Origin of the sequence: Qipengyuania sp. S6317L1, assembly GCF_023015615.1 — a bacterium.
Taxonomy (GTDB): Bacteria; Pseudomonadota; Alphaproteobacteria; order Sphingomonadales; family Sphingomonadaceae; genus Erythrobacter.
In genome coordinates this window covers 1,237,095-1,263,089 of the sequence record NZ_JALKAJ010000002.1, presented here as the reverse complement: position 1 = coordinate 1,263,089, position 25,995 = coordinate 1,237,095, and the positions used below count along the sequence as shown (strand labels likewise).

The window sequence follows — 25,995 nt, the reverse complement described above, 5'->3', positions numbered from 1 at the left end:
AGGTCATCCGACTGCGAGACAGGCGGCGCGCCTGGCTGAGTGCCCGGCTGAGTGCCTGGCCGCGTGGAGGCATCCCCACCCGCGTCGATCACCTTTCCATCTTTGGATTGAAAGTCTTTGGCTTGCCCACTCATATTGGCTTTCACCTAGTCGCGAACGCCACAAATTACACCTGCAAATGCCACAAAAATTGCCCAAAGTGCCCATTTCAGCCGATTGTGCATTGCACAATTTGCTCTCATCGCCCACATTGAACACGAAAATCGCGCCGCGTATGGGGGCCGCGCGCCCAGATAAAGAACGGGGCTGACATGCTTTACAAATCCTATGAACTCCAGCGCAGCTGGCTCAATTCAGTGAGCACCGTTGCCTCGCTGAGCGCAGAATTGCTGAGCAATCCCTCCAATCCCTGGAGCAAGACCTCCATCGGAGCGATGACGGCCAATGCCTTCGATGTGCTCGCACATTCGACCGCGTCTTATGGAAAGCCCGCTTTCGGCATCACCGAGATTGATGTCGAAGGCACGACCTATCCGGTGATCGAAGCGACAGTCATCAATCGCCCGTTTGGCGATTTGAAGCGTTTCCGCCTCGACGGAGTGGACGATGACCGGCCCAAGATGCTGATCGTTGCACCGATGAGCGGCCACTACGCCACCCTGCTTCGCGGCACGGTAGAGCGGATGCTGCAAAAGTTCGAGGTGTACATCACCGATTGGGCCGATGCGAAAACCGTGCCCATGCACGAAGGGTCGTTCGACCTTGATGATTACATCGACTATCTGATGGAATTTCTTGAGTATATCGAGCAACTCAATCCCGGCCAGCGTCCGCATATGCTTGCCGTATGCCAACCATCCGTGCCCGCCTTTGCGGCGACCGCGCTTTTGAACCAGCACAAATCGCCAGCCGCTCCTGCGACGCTGACCATGATGGGCGGGCCGATCGATACGCGTGAAAGCCCCACCACGGTCAACGACCACGCGATGAACCGCCCGATCGAATGGTTCCGCAATTCGGTGATTGCCACCGTCCCGATGCAATATCGCGGCGCGGGCCGTAAGGTTTATCCCGGCTTCATGCAGCTTTCTGCCTTTATGAGCATGAACCTGCAAAACCACATGATGAGCCATTACGAGATGTTCAAACACCTCACCACGGGCGATGATGCATCCGCGCAGGCGACCAAGGATTTCTACGACGAATACCGCGCGGTGTGCGATATGACCGCCGAATTCTATCTCCAGACGGTCGAGGAAGTGTTCCAGAAACACTCGATCCCCAATGGCACCTTCCGCCACAAGGGCGAGATTGTCGACCTGCACCAGATCACACAGACCGCTTTGCTCGCAATCGAAGGCGAGCGCGACGATATCTCCGGGCTTGGCCAGACCAAGGCGGCCTTGAAGCTTGCAGATCGCCTCAGCGACGACAAGAAACGCTATTACATGGCGGAAGGCGCGGGCCACTATGGCATCTTCAACGGCAGCCGCTGGCGCACCAAGGTCGCGCCGGTGGTCGAGGAATTTGTCGCGGCGCATTCGTAATGGCGATTTTCGATGACAATCGCTTTTGCAAACGCTTCGGCCTCACCACGCCGATTGCGCTTGCTCCTATGGCGTTTGCAAGCGGATCGGAGCTGACCGCTGCCTGTGCCAGAGCGGGCGCGCTCGGGCTGCTCGGCGGTGGTTATGGCGATGCGCAGTGGACCGCGCGCGAATACTCCATCGCATCGCAGATGCTTTCGGCTGACAATCAAGCGCACGCACGACTGGGCTGCGGGTTCATCACCTGGCGCATGGCAGAAAACCGCGAGGCGCTCGATCTTCTGCTTGAGCGGGAGCAGGCGCCCGCTGCGCTGATGCTTTCCTTTGGCGATCCCACTCCGTTTGCCAAAGACATCACCGATCGCGGCATACCCCTGATCTGCCAGATCCAGTCGATGGATCAGCTTCCCCAGGCCGTGGATGCAGGCGCCAGCGTCATTGTCGCACAAGGCGTCGAAGGCGGCGGGCACGGGTATAGCGCAAATGAAGGGCGCAGCACCTTTACCTTCGTGCCCGAAATTGCCGACTGGCTTTCGCAAAATGCGCCCGAGGTGATGCTGCTGGCTGCTGGCGGTGTCGCCGATGGCCGGGGGCTTGCCGCCGCGCTGATGCTGGGCGCTGACGGTGTGCTGCTGGGCTCACGGCTTTGGGCGACCAGAGAATCGCTCGCCGCGGATCAGGCTATCGAAGCGGCCGTGCAGGCAAGCGGCGACGATACGGCGCGATCACTCGTGTTCGATGTCCTGCGTGAGAAACAATGGCCGCCAGAATACCACGCGCGCTGTCTTCGCAATGCAATCCACCGCGCATGGGAAGATCGTTTCGACGAACTCAAGCAGGCTCCCGAAGACGCGCGCGCCGCCTATCGCGAAGGCGTCGAAACCCACGATTACTCGCGCGCTCATGTGACGGTTGGCCAGGGCGTCGGTCTTATCAACAGCAATGCGAAGGCCGAAGATATCATCGCCGAAATCGACGCAGAGGCGCGTGCGCTTTTGCGATGATGGTTACCCGGCCTTAACCATACCGCCAAATCCCAAGGTAAAACCTAGGGGTTATCCCCATGGCTGCAATCAAGATTGAGTCATGGGGGCAAGAATGATCCGGATTTCCAAAGCTGTCTTTGTAGCCGCAGCCTTTTGTATGGGCAGCGGCGCGCTTGCCGAAAACTCGGGCTGGAGCATTTCGGAAGCGGATGGACAGGTCTCTGTCATTCGCGGGGACAAATCGCTTTATGGTGCACGCGGGACCGCGCTTGAAGTGGGAGATGTCGTCAAAACAAGCGGGGCGGCCAATGCGGTTCTGGTGCGCGGCGATGAATTCGTTGTCGTGGAATCGGGCAAGGCGGTGCGGATCAAACCGGCCGAGGATCAGGGCATGGTCGGCCAGATGGTCGAGTTTGTGACCGGCCTTCTTGCCCCGCGCGATGACAAGACGCGGCTCAACCGTCCGATGCAGGCGGCTGTGGTCAAAGGGCTTGATGGCGATATGATCGCAGGCAGCGCCCGCCCTGATCGCGGCGAGGAAAAGCCCGAAGGCTGATCCAGCCTAGGCCGCTTTCCTTTTCGCTTTGGGTTTCTTGGCCTTGTGCGCGGCAGGCGTCACCTGCAACCGGTTCCACAGGTCGAGCGCGGCAACTTTGTATCCTTCGGCGAGGGTCGGATAGTTGAAGCTGTTCTCGACGAAGTAGTCGATTGTCCCGCCAAGGTTCAAAACCGCCTGTCCGATATGGACCAGCTCGCTGGCGCCCTCACCCACGACGTGCACACCGATAAGCTTGCGCGTTTCGCGGTGACAGATGAGCTTCAGGATACCCGCCTCAAGCCCCATGATGTGCCCGCGCGATGTCTCCTTGAACCGCGCAATACCGCATTCATAAGGGATGCCCGCTTTACGCGCATCATCCTCCGTCATACCGACGCTGGAAAGTTCGGGCACGGCATAAACGCCATAGGGCGGCTTTTGATCGTCAGCCGCGATTGCATCGCCAAAAGCATGGCACGCAACCGCGCGGCCCTGCTCCATCGAGGTCGACGCAAGGCTGGGGAAGCCGATCACATCGCCGGCGGCGTAGATATGCGGGACGGACGTTTGGAAGGTGGTGCGGTCCACCTCGAGCCGTCCGCGCGCCTCGGGTTTCACGTCGAGCCCGGCGGCTTCGAGGTTGAGGCCTGAAGTCGATCCCTCGCGCCCCGCAGCAAACAGCACCATCTTCGAGCCGATGAGCCGTCCGTCGGCAAGCTGGCAGATGGGATCGCCGCTCTCGCTGAAATGGACATGGGAAAGCGAGCATCCCAGCCGCAGGTTCATGCCGCGCTCGCGCATGGACTGCACGAGGTGATCGACGATTTCCCGGTCCATGAAGGGCAGCAATTGCTCGTTGGGTTCGATCAGCGTCACCGGAATATCGAGCGCGCTGAAGATCGTCGCATATTCAAGCCCGATCACGCCCCCGCCCACGACCGTCAGGCTCGATGGCATTTGCGGCTGGAGGATGAAGCTGTCGCTGTCGAAAACATTGGTGGAGTTGAACGGGATGTGCGCGGGGCGGTAGGGCCGTGTGCCCACCGAGATGAGAATCTTCTCGCCCTCGATCACCTCCTCCACCTGCGACCCGCCAATCTCGCGCACAATCGCGATTTCGTGTGCGCTCTTGAAAATCCCATGCCCGGTAATGGTCTGCACTCCGTTGCGCGCAAACTGGTGTTCGAGCACAGCGACTTCATAATCGAAGGTCTTGCCGATGCGTTGATCGAGGTCATCGGAGCAAATGGTCGAGCGGGTGCGATACCCTTGCCCGTAGAACGCGCGCTCGCGCCAGCCTGAAAGGTTCAATGCCGTCTCGCGCAGGGTTTTGGAGGGGATCGTGCCTGTGTGAACCGACACCCCGCCGACCTTGGCCCGCTCGTCGACCACCACCACCGATTTGCCTAGCTTCGCCGCCTGAATGGCCGCGCGTCGCCCGGCAGGACCGGCCCCGAGAACAATGAAATCGTAACGCGCCATGTGACCTCCAATACAAGGTCGAAAACGGTCGCGAGCGCGGTGAATTAACCCTCGGGTATTTGCTTAGGACTGCGGAAGAACAGGCGGCTTATGACGCGCTTTGCCATCCACAAAAGGCCGATGACGATGATCAGCAGCACCGCCGCCACTCCCGCAGCGGCAACGGGGTATTCATAGGCAAACCATAACAATCCGACGGTCGCGACATCCTCTGCGGTGGAGACAGCGACATTGCTGACCGGTTCGGGCGAAGTGTTCACGACGGCGCGCGCCGATGCCTTGCCTCCGTGGGCAAGGAAACTGGCCCCGCCACCAAGAAGAAACGCGATGACCTGGGTCGCAGGGTCTGACGGGTCGACAATCGCCAGCGCCAGAAGCGCGCCGCCGACAGGCCGCACCAGCGTGTGCACCGTGTCCCACGCGCTATCGAGCCACATGACCTTGTCGGCAAGGAACTCCGCGAGCGCTCCGACCGCGGCGATGCCCATGACCCACGGGTTTTCAAGAACGCCAAGGCTGGCGAGATGTTCGGGCACAGGCAGCGCCTCCAACCGCATGGCGAGGCCGGTGGCAAAGATGCACAGATAGAGGCGCCAGCCCGACAAAAGGCTCACGCTTCCTGCGATCCCGATGATTTCGATAATCCCCATAGGCCATCAAGATGCGCCAGTGCGTCTTCACTGGCAAGCCCTGTGGCTTCATCGCGCCCGCCCGCTGCCGTTCGTCATGGAACGATGATGCCGACTTCTTGTTGGTCAGGAGAATCGTATGAATAAAAAGAGGAAGGCACCCATGCCAAAATTTGCAACCCGCGACGGAACGAACATCCGCTACAAGGAACTGGGCGAAGGTCGCCCCATCATCCTTATTCACGGCTGGCCCTTATCGGGCGATAGCTGGGATCCGGTGATGATGGAGCTTGCCGATAACGGCATGCGCGCGATCGCTTATGACCGTCGCGGTTTCGGCCGGTCCGATCACGCTTCTGACGGTTACGATTACGATACTTTCAGCGATGATCTGGCGGATCTGATCGATCACTTGGGGCTGACCGAAAATATCGGCCTCGCCGGATTTTCGATGGGTGGCGGAGAGATCGCGCGCTATATGAGCCGGCATGGCGCAAAGGGCGTAAGCGCCGCCGCTCTCATCAGCTCGGTTGTGCCTTATATGTTGAAGACCGACGACAATCCCGATGGTGTCCCGGACGAGACGTTTCAGGAAATGACCAAGGGCATGACAGGCGATTTCCGCGCTTTCTTCACTGATTTCTTCAAGGATTTCTATGGTGTCGGTGGTCCCGGTACGCAAGTGAGCGAGGAAGAACGACATTGGGCATGGCTGACCGCAATGAAGAGCGCGCAATATGCGACGCTCAAATCCGCCGCAGCCTTCGCCTACACCGATTTCAGGCCCGACCTTAAGCACATCAACGTGCCAACGCTCGTCATCCACGGGACCGAAGATAAAACGGTGCCGATCGAGGCCACGGGTCGCCAGGTGGCAGAGAAAGTCGAGAGCGCCACGCTGATCGAATACGAGAACGAGCCGCACGCGGTGTTCGCGACCGTCACCGACCGGCTTGCAGCGGACCTGGTCGAGTTCTTCCAGAAGAACTGATTTCTTCAGGCGTTAGAAAAGAAAAGGCGCGCGGCGGGATACCCCTGCCGCGCGCCTTTTTTATTGTTTCAAGCTGGTAGAGCTTAGAAGACCTCGAAGAGGCCCGCTGCGCCCATGCCGCCGCCGACACACATGGTAACGACAACATATTTCGCGCCGCGACGCTTGCCTTCGATAAGAGCGTGGCCGGTGCAACGTGCGCCGGTCATGCCGTATGGGTGACCGATCGAGATCGAGCCGCCGTTGACGTTGAGAATGTCATTGTCGATGCCGAGCTTGTCGCGGCAGTAAAGAACCTGCACGGCAAACGCTTCGTTCAGTTCCCAAAGGCCGATGTCGTCCATCTTGAGGCCGGTTTGCTTGAGAAGCTTTGGAATGGCGAAAACAGGACCGATGCCCATTTCGTCAGGCTCTGTGCCCGCAACCGCCATGCCGACATAACGGCCAAGCGGCTGAAGACCTTTTTGTTCGGCGAGCTTGGCTTCCATCAGGACGCTGGCCGAAGAACCGTCGGAAAGCTGCGAGGCGTTACCTGCGGTGATCGTCTTGTCCGGACCCATCACAGGCTGGAGCGACTGGAGGCCTTCCAGAGTGGTCGAAGGACGGTTGCCTTCATCCTTGGTGATGGTGGTTTCGACCTGGCTGATCTCGCCGGTTTCCTTGTCTTTCACCATCATGGTGGTGGTGACAGGCACGATTTCGTCGTCGAACTTGCCCGCTTCCTGACCTGCGGCAGTGCGCTGTTGCGATTGCAGAGCGTATTCGTCCATCGCATCGCGGCTGACGTTGTAACGCGCAGCGACCGTCTCGGCGGTGCCGAGCATGGGCATGTACACATCCTTGTGCATCGCGATCAGCGAGGGGTCTGGCGCAACGCGCATCTCGGGGGTTTGAACCATCGAGATCGAATCCTGACCACCGCCAACGACAACGTCCATGTTGTCGACGATGATCTGCTTGGCAGCCGTTGCGATAGCCATGAGGCCCGATGAACACTGGCGGTCGATGGTTTGTGCAGCCACGGTGACCGGCGCGCCACCGCGAAGGGCGACCTGACGACCGATGTTGCCTGCTTGCGTGCCTTGCGTGAGGACTGCGCCCCACACCACATCGTCGACTTCGCCGCCTTCGATGCCGGCGCGCTCAACAGCGGCCTTGTAAGAGAACGAACCAAGCGTTGCGCCCGGAGTTGCGTTAAAGCCGCCTTTGTATGCGCGCCCGATGGGGGTTCTGGCGGTTGAGACGATGACTGCGTCACGTGACATATTGAGGGTGTCCTTTTCTTAAGGTCGGCCCCCGCAACGGGCGGGGACGTTTTGATACCTGATGAAATTGAAGGGGAGGTCCCCGTCTTGCGCGGGGACTCACCGAAAGGCTTAAACGAACAGCATGGTGATCCATTCGCAGATCAGGGCAGGCTTGTCCTCGCCCTCGATCTCGATCGTGATTTCGGCGGTTTGCTGCCACTGACCGGGGCGCTTTTCGACCATTTCGAGAAGCTTCCAGTGGCCGCGAATACGCTTGCCTACGCGAACCGGCGCGATGAAGCGGGTTTTGTTGCCGCCATAGTTCACGCCCATCTTCACGCCTTCGATCTTCGGCGTGTCGCTGTTCGCACCAAGGTAGGGGATCATCGACAGGGTCATGAAGCCGTGAACGATGGTGCCGCCGAACGGGGTCATCTTGGCTTTTTCTTCGTCGATATGGATGAACTGGTGGTCGCCGGTTGCATCGGCGAACATGTTCACTTTCTCCTGGGTCATCTCGACCCATTCCGAAGTGCCGATGTTTTCGCCAACCTTGGCGGCCAGATCTTGTGGTGTGGTCATGTGCTGGGCTCCCTTCCCAAGACGCGGCGCACCGATGAGACACGCTCGCGTGGTTTACGTTTACGTTAAGTTGGGAGCCTAATGACAGGCGCGCGGGCCAAACGCAACGATAAAGCGCCCGAACGGGTAAGCGGTGCGAGGCGCTTTACACCGTGCCGTTACGGCATCGCCAAATCCGGGCCAGAGTTGGTTGCTGCCGCGCGGCGGGATGCGCCCTTGTTCGGGCGTCTTGCCACGCGATCGGCAACCAGAAAACGCTTCGCCGAGTCGAGCCGCTGCACATAGGAATAAAGCCCGATCTGCAGGCCGACGATCATCAACATCACCGGTTGATAGCCGATCCCCTGGAAGGTCGCGCCCACCAGATAGATCAGGCTTCCGATCTGAAGGGCGGCGGCGAGCGGCGATATCCACGCCTCGCTCTCATCGGTCTTGCCCTTCCAGCGGCGGTAGGTTTTTTCCATCTGCCACACGCCGAGACCATGCAGCAGCAGCCACAGGATGAGGCCGGGATAACCCTGCTCGCCCAGAAGCTCGAAGAAGGAAGAGTGGAACGCGCGGCCTTCGTCAGTGATCTCGCGATATTCGGTGGTCGTAGTGTTGCCATCCTCATTCGTGGTGCGCACCGGCATGGTGTAGGTGAACGAATTGGAGCGATAGCTGTCGAACCCGCCGCCAAGCGGTTTGTTTGCCGCATAATCGAGCGTCCACGCCCACACCTGCATCCGGGTCGAGGCGCTTTCGTCCCCGCCGGGCTGGGCTATGGTGGCCATGCGGTCATAATAACTTTGCGGCAAAAACGGCAGCGCCATCAGCGCAAGCACAGGCGCTGCTGCAATGAACATAAGCCGCCTTTCGGTGTAGCGCAGGAGGAACACGCCAAGCGCTGCGATACATAACAGGCCCGTACGCGCCTCTGTCCCGATGGGGATCATCAGGCAGGCAAAGCACAGCGCCCCGGCAAACACGGTGACGGTCCAATGCGGCTTGATGATCGTGCCAAAGCGGGTGAACCACATGATCACCGGGATAAGCCCGATTGCAACCGTTGCGAGCGTCGAGCTTTCGTAGATCCCGCTGTTGTCCTTCACGAAGAATTTGAGAGAGCCATAGCCGCCCCCGCCCAGCACCGTCTTCATACCGGTCGAGATCACGATCATGCCCACGGTCAGCACCATCGTCAGAGCCAGCGCTTCGATCCTCTCTCTTGTGGTGATCGTGAACGGCAGGAAGATCGCGAACACCATCGCCTTCCACACCCAGTCCCATTTGGTCGCCGCTTCCTCCGGGAAATCGGCAAATTGCAGCGTGATGAAACACCAGATCAGAAGCGCCAGAATCAGGCCCTGACGCAGCGAAAAGCGCGCGCCCTCTTTCTTGTCGAACATGATCCAGCCGACAAAAGCTGCGCCAAAAGCGATGAGGGAGACAGGCACGCTTTGAATGATGCCATAGCCGATGTTCTGGGGGGCCAGAATGTCGATATAGACATAGAGCAGCACCCAGAAATACGGCCGCTTGAAGCCGAGCGCCAGGATGAAGCCGATGAAGGCGAGGAAGACGAAATCGATCATCGGCGCGCTTTGCCGTCCTGCGCCGAATCGCGATGCGGCTCGGAAGGTTTGCGCGAATTGCGCCGCTCGGCCTTATTAGGGTGGCTGGTCTTGGCTGCTTGCTCAAGATCGCTGATCGCCGGATCGGTATCGAGACTGTCGCGCGTCACCAGCCGCACAAATGCGAGCACGAGCAGGCCATGCCCTAAAGCGAGAGCGAAATAGTCAATCATTGCCTGGTGCCTTACGCGAAGGCGGTTGACGGTGCGTTAAGCACAATCGGGTAAACCGCATTCCCATGACACGGATTTTGCACGTTCTCGATCATTCGCTCCCGCTGCACAGCGGTTACACCTTCCGCACGCGCGCCATTTTGAAGGCGCAGGAAGCCGCAGGCGTCGAGGTGCGCGGCATTACCTCGCAGCGGCATAATAACGAGGCGGACTGGTCCGAGACGATGGAAGTTTTCGACGGACTTACCTTTCACCGCACGCCCGGCACACCCAGCGGACCTGCCGGGGTGAGCGAATTTCGCGAGATGGCGGCGCTGATGGACGCGATCCTCGAGCTTGCAGAAGAATGGCGCCCCGATGTGATCCACGCGCATTCGCCTGCGCTGTGCGGAGGCGGTGCCATGCGGGCGGCGCGAAAGCTCGGCGTGCCGTTTGTCTATGAAATCCGCGCCTTCTGGGAAGATGCCGCCGTCGGCAATCTGACGGGAACCGAAGGGTCGCTCAAATACCGTCTCACCCGCAGCCTCGAGACACAGATCGCCAAGGCCGCTGACGCGGTGTTCACGATCTGCAACGGCCTTCGCGATGATTTGATCGGGCGCGGTATTCCCGGCGGCAAGATCGGGGTGATGCCCAATGGCGTCGACCTTACCCTGTTCGGCGAGCCTCAGCCGCGCGACGCAGCCCTCGCCGCCGAGCTTGGCATTGAGCCGGGCACGCCCGTCATCGGCTACATCGGCAGCTTTTACGATTACGAAGGCGTCGATGATCTTATCGCCGCCATGCCGCACTTGCGCGAAAAACAGCCCGGCGCGCGCCTCCTTCTCGTCGGCGCAGGGCCGATGGACGAAAAGTGGCGCCGCCTTGCCTCGGCGTTGCCCGAACCCGATGTCGTCACCTTCACAGGCCGCGTCCCCCATACCGAGGTTGAGCGGTATTATTCGCTGATCGATGTGCTTGCCTACCCGCGCAAACATTCGCGCCTCACCGACCTTGTGACACCGCTCAAACCATTGGAAGCGATGGCACAGCAGCGCCTTGTCGCTGCATCAAACGTCGGCGGGCACCGCGAGCTTGTCACCAATGGCGATACGGGCTTCCTGTTCGAGCCGGATAATCCGGCGGCCTGCGCGAACGCGCTCCACGAACTCTTCACCCGGCGCGAGGAATGGGATGCGATCCGCAAACGCGGGCCTGATCACGTCAAAACGCACCACGATTGGCACGAAAATGCCCAACGTTATCTTAGTGTTTACCATATCCTTCTAGCTCAAACCTTAAGCGCCTCCCCGTCCCGCGGGGAAAGGCGCGAACAGGGGTTATCGGCCTGAAGCGTGGTTCGACGCTGGAACGGTCCAATGAAGGCATAAAAGCGCAATGCAATCGAGCAAGCACATCGGGACTATCGTGAGAAACCACGCAAAGGCTGTCGAGAACGGCAAGGCCTCGGCCCGCCCGCGCAAGGCCAAGACGTCGGCTTCGTCATTTTCCACCGTGCCTAGACACCGCGCCTTTGTGCCCATGGTGACGATCTGGGCCGGTGTGTTCATGGCGCTTATCATGGCAGTGATGCCCGAATATGCGATTGCGCGCAGCTCTGCTCTGACCGGTATTTATCTGCCCCTGATTGCGGTGCGGATAATCCTTGCAATCGGTGTTGGCTGTGCTGGCGCTCTGCTTGGCTATATCGTGTCGAGCGCGCTTGCGAATTACGTCAAGAAGAATGACGTCGACAACGGCCTTGTCAGCAAGGCGTTTCGCTCTCGCGATCTTGAACCGATCAACCCGGTCGTGGAACTGGGCAGCGAAAGCCTCGATGCGCCAATCCTCGAAGAATTTGAAGAACCCGCGCTCGAAACTGCCGAAAGCGCACCGCGCGATGAAGCTGAGAGCGAGATTGAAAGCAGCGATGATGGTGCCGACAACGGGGCCGGATGGGCTTTCACCCGCAAGCATTTCAAGCATGCACTGATCGAATCATGCGAGGGTGCGACGTGCGAACCCGCGACGTGCGAACCCGCGACGTGCGAACCCGCACCGGGCGAGGAACCGGTCCAGCCACAAGACGTGCAGACACAGGTCAACGAAACCGCCGATGCAGAGTTTGCCTCGCTCAGCGCAGAACAAATCAACGCGCCGCGAAGGCCGGTAACCCAGATGCGCGATGCGCTCGATCTTGCCGGTTTCTCTTCGCTGCCCGAAGATCCGCAAGAAGCGCAAACCCCTCGCGAGGAAGCGGCAACCGACATTCCGGCACCAGCTCCCACGACAGGTCTGGAAGCTTTGCGCCAGAAGCCGGCAGAAGACCTCAGCCTTGTCGAGATGGTCGAACGCTTTGCCGCCGCGCTGCATGATCGCCAGACGCAGGAACGCGCCCGCTTTGAAAGGGGCCAGAAAAACCGCGAGGCGGCGCTCGCCGACGCGCTCAAGGCCCTTACCCTTTTCACCGAAAACGGGTTCGATCAGGGCCAAGCCCCAAGTCGTAACGCAACCCCTGTCTCTGAGCACATCGACCCGACCGAGGACGAACTGCGCAGCGCCCTTACCCGTTTGCAGGGCCTTCGCGGGGCCGCTTGAATAGGCGAAAAGCTGTGAGAAGGCGCGTATTTTGCAACCGCACTTGCGCAAAACAATTATAAATTGAGCCTCCGTGAAATAAAATTTCACTGTTCGCGGTTGCAATATCGATATTCCATCTGCAATAGGGATGCGAGACGGATACATCGCCCACGGGCGTGCGTATCTGCTTGACCTCGCCACTGCCTCGCGCACAACGCGCACAACGCCAAGAGCGGTGGCATCTGACAGATTGGAACTCGCTATGGGATACCCCGATTCCCAGGGTCTCTATGACCCGGTAAATGAACATGACGCCTGCGGAGTAGGCATGGTCGCCCACATCAAGGGTGAGAAAAGTCATGCCATTATCGAGCAGGCGCTCCAGATTCTGGAACGGATCGACCACCGCGGCGCGGTCGGCGCTGACCCGCTGCTGGGCGATGGTGCGGGCCTGCTTATGCAGATTCCCGATCCGATCTATCGAAAGTGGGCGGGCAAGCACGATGTGAACCTGCCGCAGCCCGGCGAATACGGCGTTGCGATGTGTTTCATGCCGCAGGACGAGGCGGCGCGCTCCTTTGTCACTGAACAGTTTGAAAAGTTTACCGCCAAAGAAGGTCAGGTCTTCCTTGGCTGGCGCGATGTGCCGACAACGATGGATGGCCTTGGCAAGGCAGTGATCGATTCGATGCCTGTCATCCAGCAAGCGATCATCGGCAAAGGCGCAAATTGCGAAGATCAGGACGCCTTCGAGCGCAAGCTGATCGTCATCCGCAAGCAGGTGCAAAACCCGCTCGCGAAACTGGCAGAAAAGCACGACCTTCCCGGCCTTACCGACCTGTATGTGCCGAGCTTTTCCAGCCGCACGATCGTGTACAAGGGCCTTCTGCTGTGTGAGCAGGTGCGCAGCTTCTACGACGATCTGCGCGATCCGGATTGCGTTTCGGCGCTTGGTCTTGTGCACCAGCGTTTCTCGACCAACACCTTCCCCAGCTGGCGTCTGGCCCATCCTTTCCGAATGATCGCCCACAATGGTGAAATCAACACCAATCGCGGCAATGTGAACTGGATGAATGCGCGCCGTCGCACGATGGAAAGCGATCTTCTCGGGCCGGACCTCGACAAGATGTGGCCGATCATCCCGCACGGGCAATCGGACACGGCATGCCTTGATAACGCTCTGGAATTGCTGCTCGCGGGCGGATATTCGCTCGCCCATGCGATGATGATGCTGATCCCGGAAGCCTGGGCCAAGAACACCCAGATGGACCCGGCCCGCCGCGCATTTTACGAATATCACGCTGCGTTGATGGAGCCGTGGGACGGCCCGGCGGCGGTATGCTTTACCGATGGTCGCCAGATCGGCGCGACCCTCGACCGCAACGGCCTTCGCCCGGCGCGTTTCTGCGTCACCAAGGACGACATCGTGTGTCTCGCCTCGGAAAGCGGCGTTTTGCCCTTTGCCGAAGAAGACATCACCCGCAAATGGCGGTTGCAGCCGGGCAAGATGCTGCTCATCGACCTTGAAGAAGGGCGCATCGTCGAGGACGAAGAGCTCAAGGCCGACCTCGCCAATGCAGAGCCGTATTCGGACTGGCTCAAGCAAGCGCAATACAAGCTTGCCGATATCAAGGAAATCGAGCCTGAGCTTTCCGAAGTTCCGGTAGCGGACACGACCTTGCTGCAACGCCAGCAGGCGTTTGGATACACTCAGGAAGATGTAAGCAAATTCCTTGAGCCAATGGCGGTAAATGGTGACGATCCCATCGGGTCGATGGGCACCGATACGCCAATTGCCGTGCTGTCGAACAAGGCGCGGCTGCTTTACGATTACTTCAAGCAGAACTTTGCGCAAGTTACCAACCCGCCGATCGATCCGATCCGTGAAGAACTTGTGATGAGCCTTTTGTCGATGATCGGCCCGCGCCCGAACCTGCTTGGCCGCGATGCCGGTACGCACAAGCGTCTGGAAGTCGAACAGCCCATCCTCACCAATGATGACCTTGCAAAAATCCGCTCGGTCGAGGCGGTGCTTGATGGCGCATTCCGTTGCACAACGGTCGACATGACCTGGGATGCCAGCACCGGGGCCGAGGGCCTCGAGATGGCGATCAAGGAAATGTGCTGGGCCGCAACCGAGGCGGTGCTGCAGGACCAGAATATCCTAGTGCTTTCCGACCGCGCGCAAAGCGAGGACCGCATCCCCATGCCAGCGCTTCTGGCAACCGCGGCGGTGCACCACCACCTCGTGCGTCAGGGTCTTCGCATGCAGACCGGTCTTGTCGTCGAAACCGGCGAAGCGCGCGAAGTGCACCATTTCTGCGTGCTCGCAGGCTACGGCGCAGAGGCGATCAACCCTTATGTCGCCTTCGAAACGCTCGAAGACATTCGCGTCCGGAAACACTCCGAGCTGTCCGCCGACGAAGTCCAGCAAAACTACATCAAGGCGGTCGGCAAAGGCATCCGCAAGGTCATGTCCAAAATGGGCATCTCGACCTATCAATCCTATTGCGGCGCGCAGATTTTTGACGCTGTCGGCCTTTCCTCCGAATTCATCGCCAAATATTTCACCGGCACCGCGACCACCATCGAAGGCGTCGGCCTTGAACAGGTGGCCGAAGAGAGCATTCGCCGTCACGCGCAAGCTTATGGCGACAATCCGCTCTACAAGGGGATGCTCGATGTGGGCGGGATCTACCAATACCGTCTGCGCGGCGAAGAACACGCATGGACGCCCGAAAACGTCGCGCAATTGCAGCACGCCGTGCGCGGTAACGATTGGTCGAATTACGAAGAATTCGCAAAGAGCGTAAACGATCAGAACGAGCGTTTGCTCTCGATCCGCGGCCTCATGGAATTTAAAAAAGCGCAAGAACCGCTCGACATTGATGAGGTTGAACCCGCGGCTGAAATCGTCAAACGCTTTTCAACCGGCGCGATGAGCTTCGGCTCGATCAGTCACGAAGCGCACTCGACACTCGCCATTGCGATGAACCGCATCGGCGGGCGTTCGAACACCGGCGAAGGGGGCGAGGAACCGTTCCGTTTCAAACCGATGGATAATGGCGACTCCATGCGCAGCCGCATCAAGCAGGTGGCCTCGGGCCGCTTTGGTGTGACGGCGGAATATCTCGCCAATTCCGACGACATCCAGATCAAGATGGCGCAAGGAGCGAAACCGGGCGAAGGCGGTCAGCTGCCCGGTCACAAGGTCGACAAGCGCATTGGCGCGGTGCGTCACTCGACACCGGGCGTGGGCCTCATCTCCCCGCCGCCGCACCACGACATCTATTCGATCGAAGACCTCGCTCAGCTGATCCACGACCTCAAGAACGTGCAGCCATCGGCGCGCATTTCGGTCAAGCTTGTGTCCGAAGTGGGCGTTGGCACGGTTGCCGCTGGCGTATCGAAATCCAAGGCCGATCACCTCACGATTTCGGGCTATGACGGGGGCACGGGCGCATCGCCTCTGACCTCGCTCACGCACGCGGGCTCCCCATGGGAAATCGGCCTTGCCGAGACACAGCAAACGCTGCTTCTCAACGATTTGCGCAGCCGCATTGCGGTGCAGGTCGATGGCGGGCTTCGCACAGGGCGCGATGTTGCCATCGGTGCGCTTCTGGGCGCGGACGAGTTCGGCTTTGCCACCGCGCCTCTGATCGCGGCTGGCTGTATCATGATGCGCAAATGCCACCTCAACACCTGCCCCGTGGGCGTCGCGACACAGGACCCTGTGCTGCGCGCGCGCTTCACCGGACAGCCTGAGCACGTGGTCAACTACATGTTCTTCGTCGCCGAGGAATTGCGCGCGATCATGGCCGAAATGGGCTTCCGCACGGTTGATGAAATGGTGGGCCGGGTCGACCGTCTCGACATGACCCGCATGCACCGCCATTGGAAGGCGCAAGGGATCAATCTGGACCGCCTGCTGTTTGCTCCTGCTCTTGAAGAGGGCGCATCGCTCAACCACACCCAGGTGCAGGACCACGGCCTTGCCGCCGCGCTCGACAACCACTTCATCACCGACGCGCGCGAGGCGATTGATACAAAATCGCCGGTCGAGCTCAATTACGAGATCCGCAACGTCAACCGGACCGCTGGCACCATGCTTTCGGGCGAAATTGCCAAGCTGCACGGGCACGAAGGGCTTCCGGTCGATACCATCCGGATCAATCTGACCGGGGTTGCCGGGCAAAGCTTTGGCGCATGGCTTGCCCATGGTGTGACACTCGACCTTGTCGGCGATGCCAATGACTATGTCGGCAAGGGCCTGTCGGGCGGTCGCATTGTCGTTCGTCCACCTGAAAACGCCCCGCGCGCGGCCAATGAAAACATCATCGTTGGCAACACCGTGCTCTATGGCGCGATTTCGGGCGAAGCATACTTCTCCGGCGTTGGCGGAGAGCGTTTCGCGGTTCGCAACTCGGGCGCGATTGCCGTTGTCGAGGGCACAGGCGATCACACCTGCGAATACATGACCGGCGGCGTTGTCGTCGTGCTCGGCAAGACGGGCCGCAACTTTGCTGCAGGAATGAGCGGCGGTGTCGCCTATGTCTATGATGCGGACGGCAATTTCTCCGACCTTGTCAATCACGCACAGGTCGAGCTTGAGCCGCTCTCATCCGAAGCGGACGAGGACGAGGGGACGGGCCGTCCAAGCCAGCGCACCCGCAGCGTCAATGACCTTGGTATGGGCGATATGCTGCGTCACGATGCAGAGCGTCTTCGCATCCTGATCGAACGTCACCAGCTTCACACCGGCAGCAAGGTCGCCTCCGATCTTCTGGCCGACTGGGACAATGCGCTGACCAAATTCGTGAAGGTCATGCCAACCGATTACAAACGCGCCCTCGAAGCGCTTGAGGCAGAACGCCTCGAGGCGACAAGCGTGGCAGCGGAATAAGGGTAAGACAGATGGGTAAAGACACAGGCTTCCTTGAACTCGACCGCCGCGAGCGCGATTATATCGATCCGGCAGAGCGGCTTAAGAACTATCGCGAATTCGTGGTTCAGCCCGATGACGAGACGCTGAAAAGCCAGGCCTCGCGCTGTATGGATTGCGGCATTCCGTATTGTCACAACGGGTGTCCGGTGAACAACATGATCCCGGACTGGAACCACCTCGTTTACGAAAACGACTGGAAGAACGCGCTCGACGTCCTGCATTCAACCAATAATTTCCCCGAATTTACGGGCCGCATCTGCCCTGCTCCGTGTGAGGCATCGTGCACGCTCAACATCGTTGACCAGCCGGTTACGATCAAGTCGATCGAATGTGCGATCATCGACCGGGGATGGAAAGAAGGCTGGGTCACGCCGCAGATCCCGGAAAAGAAGACCGGCAAATCGGTTGCCGTGGTGGGTTCAGGCCCCGCTGGTATGGCGGCTGCGCAGCAATTGGCGCGCGCTGGCCACTCCGTGACGCTGTTCGAAAAGAATGACCGGATCGGCGGGCTGCTTCGCTACGGTATTCCTGATTTCAAGATGGAAAAGCACCTCATCAACCGGCGCTGTCAGCAGATGGAAGCCGAAGGGGTGTCTTTCAAAACCAGCAAGGAAGTGGGCGTCGATATCTCGTTCCAGTCCTTGCAGGAAAACTTCGACGCGGTCGTCCTTTCCGGCGGCGCAGAGAATGCGCGTGCGCTCGATATTCCGGGTGCAGAATTGAACGGCGTGCGCCTCGCGATGGAATTCCTGACACAGCAGAACAAGCGCAATGCAGGCGATGAGGAAAGCCGTGCGGCCCCTCGCGGAACCCTGAAAGCCACGGGCAAGCACGTCATCGTCATTGGTGGCGGTGATACCGGTTCCGACTGTGTTGGCACATCCAACCGTCAGGGCGCGGCCTCCGTGACCCAGCTTGAAATCATGCCCAAGCCTCCTGAAAAAGAGGACAAGGCGATGACCTGGCCCAACTGGCCGCTCAAACTGCGCACTTCGTCGAGCCACGAAGAGGGGGCGAACCGCGACTGGGCCGTCCTTACCAAACGGGTGGTCGGCGATGGCGAGAAAGTCACCGGCCTTGAGTGCGTGCGCGTTGAATGGGTCAAGGACGAAAACGGCCAGCACCAGATGCGCGAGATCGTGGGCAGCGAATTCACCCTTCAGGCCGACCTGATCTTCCTTGCCATGGGCTTTGTCGGGCCGATCAAGGCTGGGCTCCTCGATCAGGCTGGCGTCGAATTGACCGATCGCGGCAATGTGTCGGCCGATACGCAAAGCTACGCCACGAACATCGAGAATGTCTTTGCCTGCGGTGACATGCGCCGGGGGCAGAGCCTTGTGGTGTGGGCAATTCGCGAAGGCCGCCAATGCGCACGTGCTGTTGATGAGGCGCTGATGGGCGCAAGTGAACTTCCGCGCTAATCCCGCTATAGTTATTTTGCCCTAGTACACAAAAGACACTTAAATCCTGAAATAGGACCCAATTGCGAAAGCCAGCTTGATTTCATCTATACTATTGCTTCATCCCTTTCATTTCATGGGGAAATAAAGGCGCACGCAAGATGCGTCTATTGGGAATGGGAAGAGTATCTGGATGGATATCGGCCGTCATTGCGCAGGCGTGGCGCGCGGCATCGCTGCGCTTTGTATTGGACTTGCTGCGACCGGTGCGCTCGCGCAATCGGACACCTCGTCGTCGGGACCCGCCCCTGCGATTGAAAACGATGAACCTGCGGTTGTCCTGGCGGCGCCCGGCACCGCCCCTTCCGGCCCCGATGATTTCGAAGTCGAGGTGCTCGCCTCGCAATTCCTCGAAGCCCCCGTCTCCGGTGATGCGCGCAAAGTCGTGCAGTACGGGGGCCGCGTGGACGGCTATTTCAGAATGCGCGCTTCGGCGCTTGGCGGCTCGCCCAACCTTTCCTTGAAAGTGCGCCCGGAATATCGCTGGGGCGAGGATACGATTGGCGAAATTGGCCTTATTCCCAACAACTCCCTGATGTTCCGGCCCGGCGACCGCGGCAGGTTCGATGTCAGCGCAAGCCTTGAATACCAATGGGATAGCGGGGCCGCGCTTGAAGTGGGCAAGCTCAACCTGCTCGAACAGACCCGAAAAATCCCGATTATTCAAAGCAATGGCCACATCGGCTTTCAGAACATCGGTTTCGTCCTTCCTCCGTCGGGTATCGCGCCCAACACGGTGACGGGGGCGATGCTCAACGTCCCCACCAAGAAGGTGATTTACCGGTTGTGGGTGTTCGACGTCGCTTCGCAATACCAGCGCAGCGGGCTGGAAGACCCGTTCGAAAACGGCGCGATGTTTCTCGCCGGCGCGACATTCATGCCAACGGTCGGCGGCAAACCGGGTTTCTACACCGCCGTTCTTTTGGGCTCCAACCGCGACGATTTTGCCCGCGACATCCTGCCCGCCGCGCTCACACCGCCTGCGAACGGATCATTCGGTGATGAAAGCGGCGAACTTGCGGTGCAGCTGTCCGGCTATCAATTCATCGAAACCTACCCCGAGGCGCCTGGCAAGGGATGGGGCATCATGGCGCGGTTTCAGGCATCGGCAGGCGACCCGACCTTCCTTGATTATTCCGGCTATCTCGGAGTTTCAGGAAACCCGCGTTTCCGCCCGCAAGACCGCTTTGGCATCGCAGCCTTCAGCTATTCGCTCACCAATGAGCTGGCCGATGATATCGCCTTTCGTCTGGGGATCGAGGACGAAGTCGGCCTCGAGGCGTTCTACACCTATCAGTTCCACAAGCAGTTCGGGATCAGCGCGAATGTCCAGATCGTCGACAGCGCGGTCGAAGCGCGGTCGACCGGCGTGATTGTGGGCGCACGGCTGACGAGCCAGTTTTGAGGCGAATCGCCCGCCTTCTCGCGGCGCTTTTGCTAGCCTTTCCGGTCGCTGCCGCTGCGCGGGAAACCTCTAAGGACACGGAGCAGATGGCTGGCGAACAATCGCCCTTTGTGGGCCGCTATGACGGCAGCAGTTTCGAAACGGCAATGGGCATGGTTGTCCGCCCGGACGGAACCTTTCAATGGGGCATTTCGGTCGGCTCGCTCGACCTGCGGGCAAAGGGCACATGGCGCGAAAATGGCGACTTCATCGTCTTTGAAAGCGATCCAAAGCCCGTCTCCCCCGAGTTCATCTGGAAAGGCACCCAGCCGCGCGCGCAAGACGGGCCTTTCCTACGCGTCGTCTGGGCAGGCAGCGGCAGACCCTTTGACTATGCCGATGTGCGCGGGCTGTGCGCCAATGGCGAGCTTATCCGCTCATCGGTCAGCGATCAGGGCTGGTCGCCGCAAGAGACGTGCGACAGGCCAGCGACGATCCAGCTGTTCATGGAGAGCTATCAAGTGCTCTCGCCCGTTTTCGAGCTTTCAGGCGAGCATGCGATTGCATCAGATGAAACCGTCACCTTTGAATTTCACCGCAACGATCTGGGCCTGCTCGATTTCGACGGCGTTACTGCGCGGTTGGAGGACGGGACGCTTCGCATGGAAAGCCCCGTTGGCGCGATGACATTGCGCAAGGTGGAAACGCCTGCCGGGTAAAGCCCGCAGCGCGCCATTGGCACGACCCTACTGGCCCCGCCCGCGTTCCTGAACGCCTTTGCGCACCGATTCGACCTGTTCGGGGGCGACCTTGGAATTGGCCGCCGACGAGCGTTCGGCCTCGATCGCCATGCCTTCGCCAAAACTCACCGCAAAACCATCGTCGATCAGCCTTTTATAGCTTTGCACAAAACCGGTATCGATGCCGGCCACATCTTCGGCCAGTTTGAGCGCGGTCGGCAGCAGGTCTTCTGGTTCCACCACGTGATTGACAAGACCCCATTGCAGCGCGGTTTCAGCGCCGAGGAAGTTACCCGTAAAGGCAAGCTCCTTGGCACGGCCAATCCCGATCATGCGTGACAGTTTCTGCGACAGCCCCCACCCCGGCACGATCCCGACGCGCGCATGGGTGTCGGCAAAACGCGCATTGGTCGCCGCGATCAGGAAGTCGCAGGCCAGTGCCACTTCGAACCCGCCGGTGATAGCCACTCCGTTGACAGCGCCAATGACCGGCTTGCGGCACACCTCGATCGCTTTGACCGGATTGTTCGCCGGGTTCACATCGTTGGCCGCGCCAAGCGCGCCTTCCTCGCTGCCGAGTTCTTTCAGATCAAGACCCGCGGTAAACGCGCGCGTTCCGGCTCCTGTCAAAACCACCGCGTGCACCGTGTCGTCCCTGTCTGCGGCGCGCATGACCTCGTAAAGGCGGAGGCGCAGCGCCTTATTGATCGCGTTCATCGCCTCGGGCCGGTTCAGCGTGACGAGGGCAATCTTGTCGCGCACCTCGTAAAGGACGGTTTGCGCGGGGTCTGTCTGTGTCATAATGCCCAGTCTATAGCTTTACAGCCCTGCGCCTCAAGGAAGGCATTGGTCTGGCTGAACGGCTTGGATCCAAAAAAGCCACGGTGCGCGGAAAGTGGCGATGGGTGCGGGGATTTGATGATGCAGTGGTGCTGGCCGGCGCCAAGCCCCCTCACCCGGCCCGCTTTTTTCGCGGCATGGCTGCCCCACAGGATAAAGACGCTTGGGAGCCCCTGCTCCACCACCGCCGCAACGCACGCGTCGGTGATCGCATCCCAGCCGCGCCCGGCATGGCTGCCCGCCTGCCCCTCTTCGACCGTGAGCGTGTTGTTCAACAAAAGCACGCCCTGCCGTGCCCAAGGCGTGAGATTGCCCGTTTGCGGGCGCGCAATTCCAAGGTCATTCTCCAGTTCCTTGAAGATATTGACCAGCGACGGGGGCTGTTTCACCGCGTCCTGCACCGAAAAGCTGAGGCCGTGGGCCTGCCCTGCCCCGTGATAGGGGTCCTGTCCGAGGATCACCACGCGCACATCGGGAAGGGGCGTTGCTTCCAATGCGGCGAGCCTTTGCCCGCGCGGCGGAAAAATCGTCTTGCCCGCCGCCTCCTGTGCCACCAGCCACCCGCCAAGTTTGCGCGCCTCGGGCGTGCCAAGCGCGGGTTCGAGCGCCGCGCGCCAGCTTTCAGGGATGTGATCGCTTGTCATCGGGCCCATGCTACACAAGGGAAGGCACCCGATGCGAGCCGGTGAAATCGCTCTATCCCCCTCTTTAAGGCGCCCTCTTTCCCTTGCCTGCAATGTGGCGTAATGGCGTTGCCCATATGGCTGTATATTTTCATGAAGAAGACCTGCCCGATGGCGTGCTTGAGGGCACAAGCGACCTTGCGGTCGATACCGAGACCATGGGGCTTATCACTCACCGCGACAGGCTGTGCGTGGTGCAAATCTCCGATGGTTCGGGCGATGAGCACCTTGTGCGCTTTTCGCCGGGCAGCGACTATGAAGCGCCGAATCTCACGCGCATTCTCGCCGACCCGAACCGGGTGAAGCTTTACCACTTTGGCCGCTTCGATCTGGCTGCAATCCAGTATTACCTCGGCGTTGAAGCGGGGCCGGTTTTCTGCACCAAGATCGCAAGCAAGCTGGTGCGCACCTACACCGATCGCCATGGGCTTAAGAACCTCACCGATGAACTGCTGAACGAAAGCATGTCCAAGCAACAGCAGTCCTCCGACTGGGGCGGGCCCGACCTGAACGAAGCGCAGCGCGATTATGCTGCGTCCGATGTGCGTTTCCTCCACCGTCTGCGCGATGAATTGGTGGTGCGCCTCAAGCGCGAAGGCCGCATGGAAATCGCCCAGGCGTGTTTCGACTTTCTGCCAACGCGCGCCGCGCTCGATATCGCTGGCTGGGACGGGCGCGACATATTCAGCCACAATGAAGGTTTCTACCGCTAAAGCGGCCCGACCATGGTCATCAAACGCCGCATCGAAACCAACCGCGCGAAGGAACTGCGCAACAAGCGACAGGACTTCGCTGCACCCGGCGGCAGCCACGACAAGCTTGTTGCCTTCCTTGCGCGCGCGCTTCCGATGGGTGTGGGGGTCATTGCCGCCTTTATGGTTGTCACGCCCCTGTCGCCGCGCGGCGAGGTGAGCTTCCTGCTCGACCGCAACACCGTTGCGGTGATCGACGAACGGCTCAGCGTCGATAATGCGATGTATCGGGGCCGCGACAATATGGGCCGCCCCTTCTCGATTACTGCAGGCGAAGCGGTCCAACGTTCCAGCGCGGAAGGCAAGGTGCGCATGGATGATCTGCTCGCCCAGCTGCTGCTGGAGGATGGCCCGGCGCAACTCTCGGCCGTTGGCGGGGTCTATGACATCGACAGCGATGTGGTCGACGTCGAAGGAACCATGCGCGTGCGCACCGCCGATGGCTATGCAATCCAGGCGAGCGGGGTTCAGTTCAATCTGGAAACGCGCACGATGACCGGCTCTGACGGCGTTGAAGGTGCGGTGCCGATGGGCACATTTTCCGCCAATTCCATGCGCGGCGATCTCGACGCGCGCACGATCTCGCTTGATGGCAAAGCCCGGCTCACTATGGTGCCAGGCAAGCTCAACAGCGTCGGCACACTCGGACAAAGGATGCCATAAATGGCCCGCAGATTTCCATCACACCTTGGCAAGATCGCCCTTGGCTGGGCAGCGGGCGGCGCTGTCATGGGGGGCGTGATGGCGCTTGGCATGAACGCGAGCGCGCAGGCCATTGCCTCACACAACACCAATGCACCGGTGTCGTTTGATGCGGGCAGCATCGATTTCGACGACCGCGCCAACCGTGTCGTCCTGAGCGGCAATGTCGTTGTCAATCAGGCAGGGCTCAGCGTGCGCTCCAACCGGATGCTGGCAAGCTACACCGACGACGGCTCTCTGGATGTTCAACGCATCACCGCCAATGGCGGCGTGGTCGTGACCCGCGCGAATGAACGCGCAAGCGGCGATGTCGCGGTCTATGACTTTGGCAAGCGTATCATCACCATGGCGGGCAACGTATCGCTCAGCCGGGGCGCGGATACCTTGCGCGGAGAGCGTCTGGTGATCAATCTTGCGACAGGATTGTCGAGCGTCGACGGCCGCGCATCAGGCGGCATCGTAACAGAGCCCGGCGCAGATGGCCGGGTCACCGGCACGTTCAACGTCAGGGGTGAATGAAGGATAGACGCAAGGACGGTTCCAAAGGAACCGCAAGGCCAAGTGGCCGCCCGCAGCGTGTCCGCAAGGAGCGCAGCGAATGCAGGACGTCTAGCGAGGACGCGCGCCCGGATGGGCGTGCGCAAAACTAATACGCGTTATCGTGCCGCAGCACGAGCAGTGTCTTGAACACGATCTCGATATCGCGCCTCAACGACCAGCCAGCGATATACTCAAGGTCCGATTGAAGGCGGTCGGTGAGATCGCTTTCCTTTTCCGTCGCACCGCGGTGTCCGCGCACTTGCGCCAGACCCGTCAGCCCCGGTTTAAGGCAATGACGCCTCCAGTATTGCGCGTCGACTTCCCAGAAAAACTTGTTGTTCGCCCGGCTCCCCAGAGCATGCGGACGCGGACCGACAATCGACATATCGCCCTTGAGCACATTTATCAGCTGCGGCAGCTCGTCGATGCTAGTCTTGCGGATGAACGCGCCAATGCGGGTGATCCGGTCATCCTCGCGCCCCGTCGAACGCGCGCCCTCGGCATCGTTCTTGTCGACCTTCATCGAACGGAATTTGAACATGTTGAAGAAGGTGTTGCCCCGGCCCATGCGGCGCTGAACAAAGAAGACGGGGCCGCCATCCTCAAGCTTGATGAGCATGGCCACAAGCAGCAACAGCGGTGACAGCACCAGCAGAGCAGCACCAACAATCGCTGTATCGAACAGGCGTTTGGAAATGCGCGAGCGCAGCTTGAGCGGGCCGTTGGATACGATCAGAGTCGTGCGATCCTGCGCGTCGTAGTGGTGAACGCCCATAGCGCCCAGATCATGCGCAGGCTGGCTCACGATCTCGCCATGCACACCGGCCGATTTCAGCAGGAACGCCCAATGCTCGCGCCGTTCTCGCGGGGTGCTGACCACGACCTTGTCCTGGTTCTGCAACAGCTTGCCCAGACGGTCGAACATGAAGGGATCGTGGCTGGTGGGATCGAGCGCATAGTCGCTGGCCGCAATCGTCTCGCCCCGCTCGGTGGCAAAGCTTGGTCCGCCATCGTCGATCACCAGTTCGTTGGTGGTGCGCCCGTTCCAGAAACGGTCGATGAAGATCATCAGGACCCGCCGGAAGGCGACAATGGCAATGGCCGACAGGATCAGGCCCAACGTCACGGAAACACGCGAAAACTCGGCGTTGGACTTGGTGTAAAAGGCGAGAAAATTGATCAGAGCGGTTGATACCAGCAGCGCGGTCAAAGCGCGCTTTGATGCGAAGATCCAATCGCCCAGCGCCTTTCCGCCGTAGCTTCCATTGTAAAGCGCGATGGTAAAGAAGACCGGCAGCAAGGTCTGCGCCGCCAGCATGTTATTGGCCGAGGCCCAGACACCAAGGTAAATGAGGCTGGCAGACGCAAAGGCGAGATGCAGAAGCGCAGCATCGATCACCATCATCACGGCAAAGCTGCGCAAACGCCGCTTTTCCAGCGACGGCGCGATTGGCCTTGCTATCTTCTCGGATTGGGCCGCATCAGGGAGCAGCCCGGTCTGTTCATTCATGCCTTAACGCCTAACCCGTAGATACCCTTAGCGTATGATTACTAGGGAACCTTTACTGGATTCTACGTAAAAGGGAATTTTTTGCAGGTGCG

General features: G+C 59.9%; 22 protein-coding genes. 13 read left to right on the top strand and 9 right to left on the bottom strand.

Features of this window, described 5'->3' with window-relative positions:
- The first annotated feature begins 311 nt into the window (after positions 1 to 311).
- The 3 genes from phaZ (at position 312) to MWU38_RS07430 (ending at position 3,089) form a co-directional block, all read left to right on the top strand.
- Positions 312 to 1,547 carry a polyhydroxyalkanoate depolymerase gene (phaZ, locus tag MWU38_RS07440; protein ID WP_247271171.1) on the top strand — a complete coding sequence of 412 codons (1,236 nt, stop codon included), beginning with the start codon at positions 312 to 314 and terminating at the stop codon, positions 1,545 to 1,547.
- Positions 1,547 to 2,551, top strand: coding sequence for a nitronate monooxygenase (locus tag MWU38_RS07435; protein WP_247271170.1), 1,005 nt, complete (start codon positions 1,547 to 1,549; stop codon positions 2,549 to 2,551). The genes phaZ and MWU38_RS07435 overlap by 1 nt, the downstream gene beginning before the upstream one ends.
- A gap of 94 nt (positions 2,552 to 2,645) precedes the next feature.
- Positions 2,646 to 3,089: a hypothetical protein gene (locus MWU38_RS07430; protein WP_247271169.1), complete on the top strand. Its 444-nt coding sequence runs from the start codon at positions 2,646 to 2,648 to the stop codon at positions 3,087 to 3,089.
- 6 nt (positions 3,090 to 3,095) lie between these two features.
- Here MWU38_RS07430 and sthA read toward each other — a convergent pair whose 3' ends face one another.
- Both sthA and MWU38_RS07420 read right to left on the bottom strand, forming a co-directional pair.
- Positions 3,096 to 4,553, bottom strand: a complete 1,458-nt coding sequence (sthA, locus tag MWU38_RS07425; protein ID WP_247271168.1) for a Si-specific NAD(P)(+) transhydrogenase — start codon at positions 4,551 to 4,553, stop codon at positions 3,096 to 3,098.
- A 44-nt stretch (positions 4,554 to 4,597) separates the two neighbouring features.
- On the bottom strand, positions 4,598 to 5,203 hold the full coding sequence (locus tag MWU38_RS07420; RefSeq protein WP_247271167.1) for a DUF4126 domain-containing protein: 606 nt from the start codon (positions 5,201 to 5,203) through the stop codon (positions 4,598 to 4,600).
- A gap of 142 nt (positions 5,204 to 5,345) precedes the next feature.
- Between MWU38_RS07420 and MWU38_RS07415 the strand changes: the two genes are divergently transcribed.
- A complete protein-coding gene (locus MWU38_RS07415) occupies positions 5,346 to 6,173 on the top strand; it encodes an alpha/beta hydrolase (protein ID WP_247271166.1) in 828 nt (275 codons plus the stop codon).
- Positions 6,174 to 6,256: 83 nt separating this feature from the next.
- Here MWU38_RS07415 and MWU38_RS07410 read toward each other — a convergent pair whose 3' ends face one another.
- From MWU38_RS07410 to MWU38_RS07395, 4 genes are all read right to left on the bottom strand, one after another.
- Positions 6,257 to 7,438, bottom strand: a complete 1,182-nt coding sequence (locus MWU38_RS07410; RefSeq protein ID WP_247271165.1) for an acetyl-CoA C-acyltransferase — start codon at positions 7,436 to 7,438, stop codon at positions 6,257 to 6,259.
- 111 nt (positions 7,439 to 7,549) lie between these two features.
- Entirely contained in the window at positions 7,550 to 8,002 is a 453-nt protein-coding gene (locus tag MWU38_RS07405; protein ID WP_247271164.1) for a MaoC family dehydratase, read from the bottom strand.
- A gap of 158 nt (positions 8,003 to 8,160) precedes the next feature.
- Positions 8,161 to 9,576, bottom strand: a complete 1,416-nt coding sequence (locus MWU38_RS07400) for a putative O-glycosylation ligase, exosortase A system-associated (protein WP_247271163.1) — start codon at positions 9,574 to 9,576, stop codon at positions 8,161 to 8,163.
- Positions 9,573 to 9,788 carry a hypothetical protein gene (locus MWU38_RS07395; RefSeq protein WP_247271162.1) on the bottom strand — a complete coding sequence of 72 codons (216 nt, stop codon included), beginning with the start codon at positions 9,786 to 9,788 and terminating at the stop codon, positions 9,573 to 9,575. The genes MWU38_RS07400 and MWU38_RS07395 overlap by 4 nt, the downstream gene beginning before the upstream one ends.
- A gap of 65 nt (positions 9,789 to 9,853) precedes the next feature.
- Here MWU38_RS07395 and MWU38_RS07390 point away from each other — a divergent pair, with 65 nt between their 5' ends.
- From MWU38_RS07390 to MWU38_RS07365, 6 genes are all read left to right on the top strand, one after another.
- Positions 9,854 to 11,119, top strand: coding sequence for a TIGR04063 family PEP-CTERM/XrtA system glycosyltransferase (locus tag MWU38_RS07390; protein WP_247271161.1), 1,266 nt, complete (start codon positions 9,854 to 9,856; stop codon positions 11,117 to 11,119).
- Positions 11,120 to 11,165: 46 nt separating this feature from the next.
- Positions 11,166 to 12,365 (top strand): hypothetical protein, encoded by a 1,200-nt coding sequence (locus MWU38_RS07385; protein ID WP_247271160.1) that lies wholly within the window; start codon positions 11,166 to 11,168, stop codon positions 12,363 to 12,365.
- A gap of 244 nt (positions 12,366 to 12,609) precedes the next feature.
- Positions 12,610 to 17,250: a glutamate synthase large subunit gene (gene gltB / locus MWU38_RS07380; protein WP_247271267.1), complete on the top strand. Its 4,641-nt coding sequence runs from the start codon at positions 12,610 to 12,612 to the stop codon at positions 17,248 to 17,250.
- Between the two features lie 11 nt (positions 17,251 to 17,261).
- Complete coding sequence (locus MWU38_RS07375; protein WP_247271159.1) at positions 17,262 to 18,713, top strand: glutamate synthase subunit beta; 1,452 nt, start codon at positions 17,262 to 17,264, stop codon at positions 18,711 to 18,713.
- Between the two features lie 172 nt (positions 18,714 to 18,885).
- Positions 18,886 to 20,157 (top strand): carbohydrate porin, encoded by a 1,272-nt coding sequence (locus tag MWU38_RS07370; protein ID WP_247271158.1) that lies wholly within the window; start codon positions 18,886 to 18,888, stop codon positions 20,155 to 20,157.
- An 86-nt stretch (positions 20,158 to 20,243) separates the two neighbouring features.
- Positions 20,244 to 20,855, top strand: a complete 612-nt coding sequence (locus MWU38_RS07365; RefSeq protein WP_247271157.1) for a hypothetical protein — start codon at positions 20,244 to 20,246, stop codon at positions 20,853 to 20,855.
- Between the two features lie 27 nt (positions 20,856 to 20,882).
- Here the strand turns inward: MWU38_RS07365 and MWU38_RS07360 are convergent, their stop codons facing one another.
- On the bottom strand, positions 20,883 to 21,677 hold the full coding sequence (locus tag MWU38_RS07360; protein ID WP_247271156.1) for an enoyl-CoA hydratase: 795 nt from the start codon (positions 21,675 to 21,677) through the stop codon (positions 20,883 to 20,885).
- Positions 21,674 to 22,360 carry a uracil-DNA glycosylase gene (ung, locus tag MWU38_RS07355; protein WP_247271155.1) on the bottom strand — a complete coding sequence of 229 codons (687 nt, stop codon included), beginning with the start codon at positions 22,358 to 22,360 and terminating at the stop codon, positions 21,674 to 21,676. The genes MWU38_RS07360 and ung overlap by 4 nt, the downstream gene beginning before the upstream one ends.
- 116 nt (positions 22,361 to 22,476) lie before the next feature.
- Here ung and MWU38_RS07350 point away from each other — a divergent pair, with 116 nt between their 5' ends.
- The 3 genes from MWU38_RS07350 to MWU38_RS07340 are packed head-to-tail and all read left to right on the top strand — an operon-like array spanning position 22,477 to position 24,372.
- Positions 22,477 to 23,112, top strand: coding sequence for a ribonuclease D (locus MWU38_RS07350; RefSeq protein ID WP_247271154.1), 636 nt, complete (start codon positions 22,477 to 22,479; stop codon positions 23,110 to 23,112).
- A gap of 12 nt (positions 23,113 to 23,124) precedes the next feature.
- The gene (lptC, locus tag MWU38_RS07345) at positions 23,125 to 23,814 is read left to right on the top strand and encodes an LPS export ABC transporter periplasmic protein LptC (protein ID WP_247271153.1); all 690 of its coding nucleotides are present in this window, start codon (positions 23,125 to 23,127) and stop codon (positions 23,812 to 23,814) included.
- Positions 23,815 to 24,372, top strand: coding sequence for an LptA/OstA family protein (locus MWU38_RS07340; protein WP_247271152.1), 558 nt, complete (start codon positions 23,815 to 23,817; stop codon positions 24,370 to 24,372).
- Between the two features lie 127 nt (positions 24,373 to 24,499).
- Here the strand turns inward: MWU38_RS07340 and MWU38_RS07335 are convergent, their stop codons facing one another.
- A complete protein-coding gene (locus MWU38_RS07335) occupies positions 24,500 to 25,903 on the bottom strand; it encodes an exopolysaccharide biosynthesis polyprenyl glycosylphosphotransferase (protein WP_247271151.1) in 1,404 nt (467 codons plus the stop codon).
- Positions 25,904 to 25,995 lie beyond the last annotated feature (92 nt).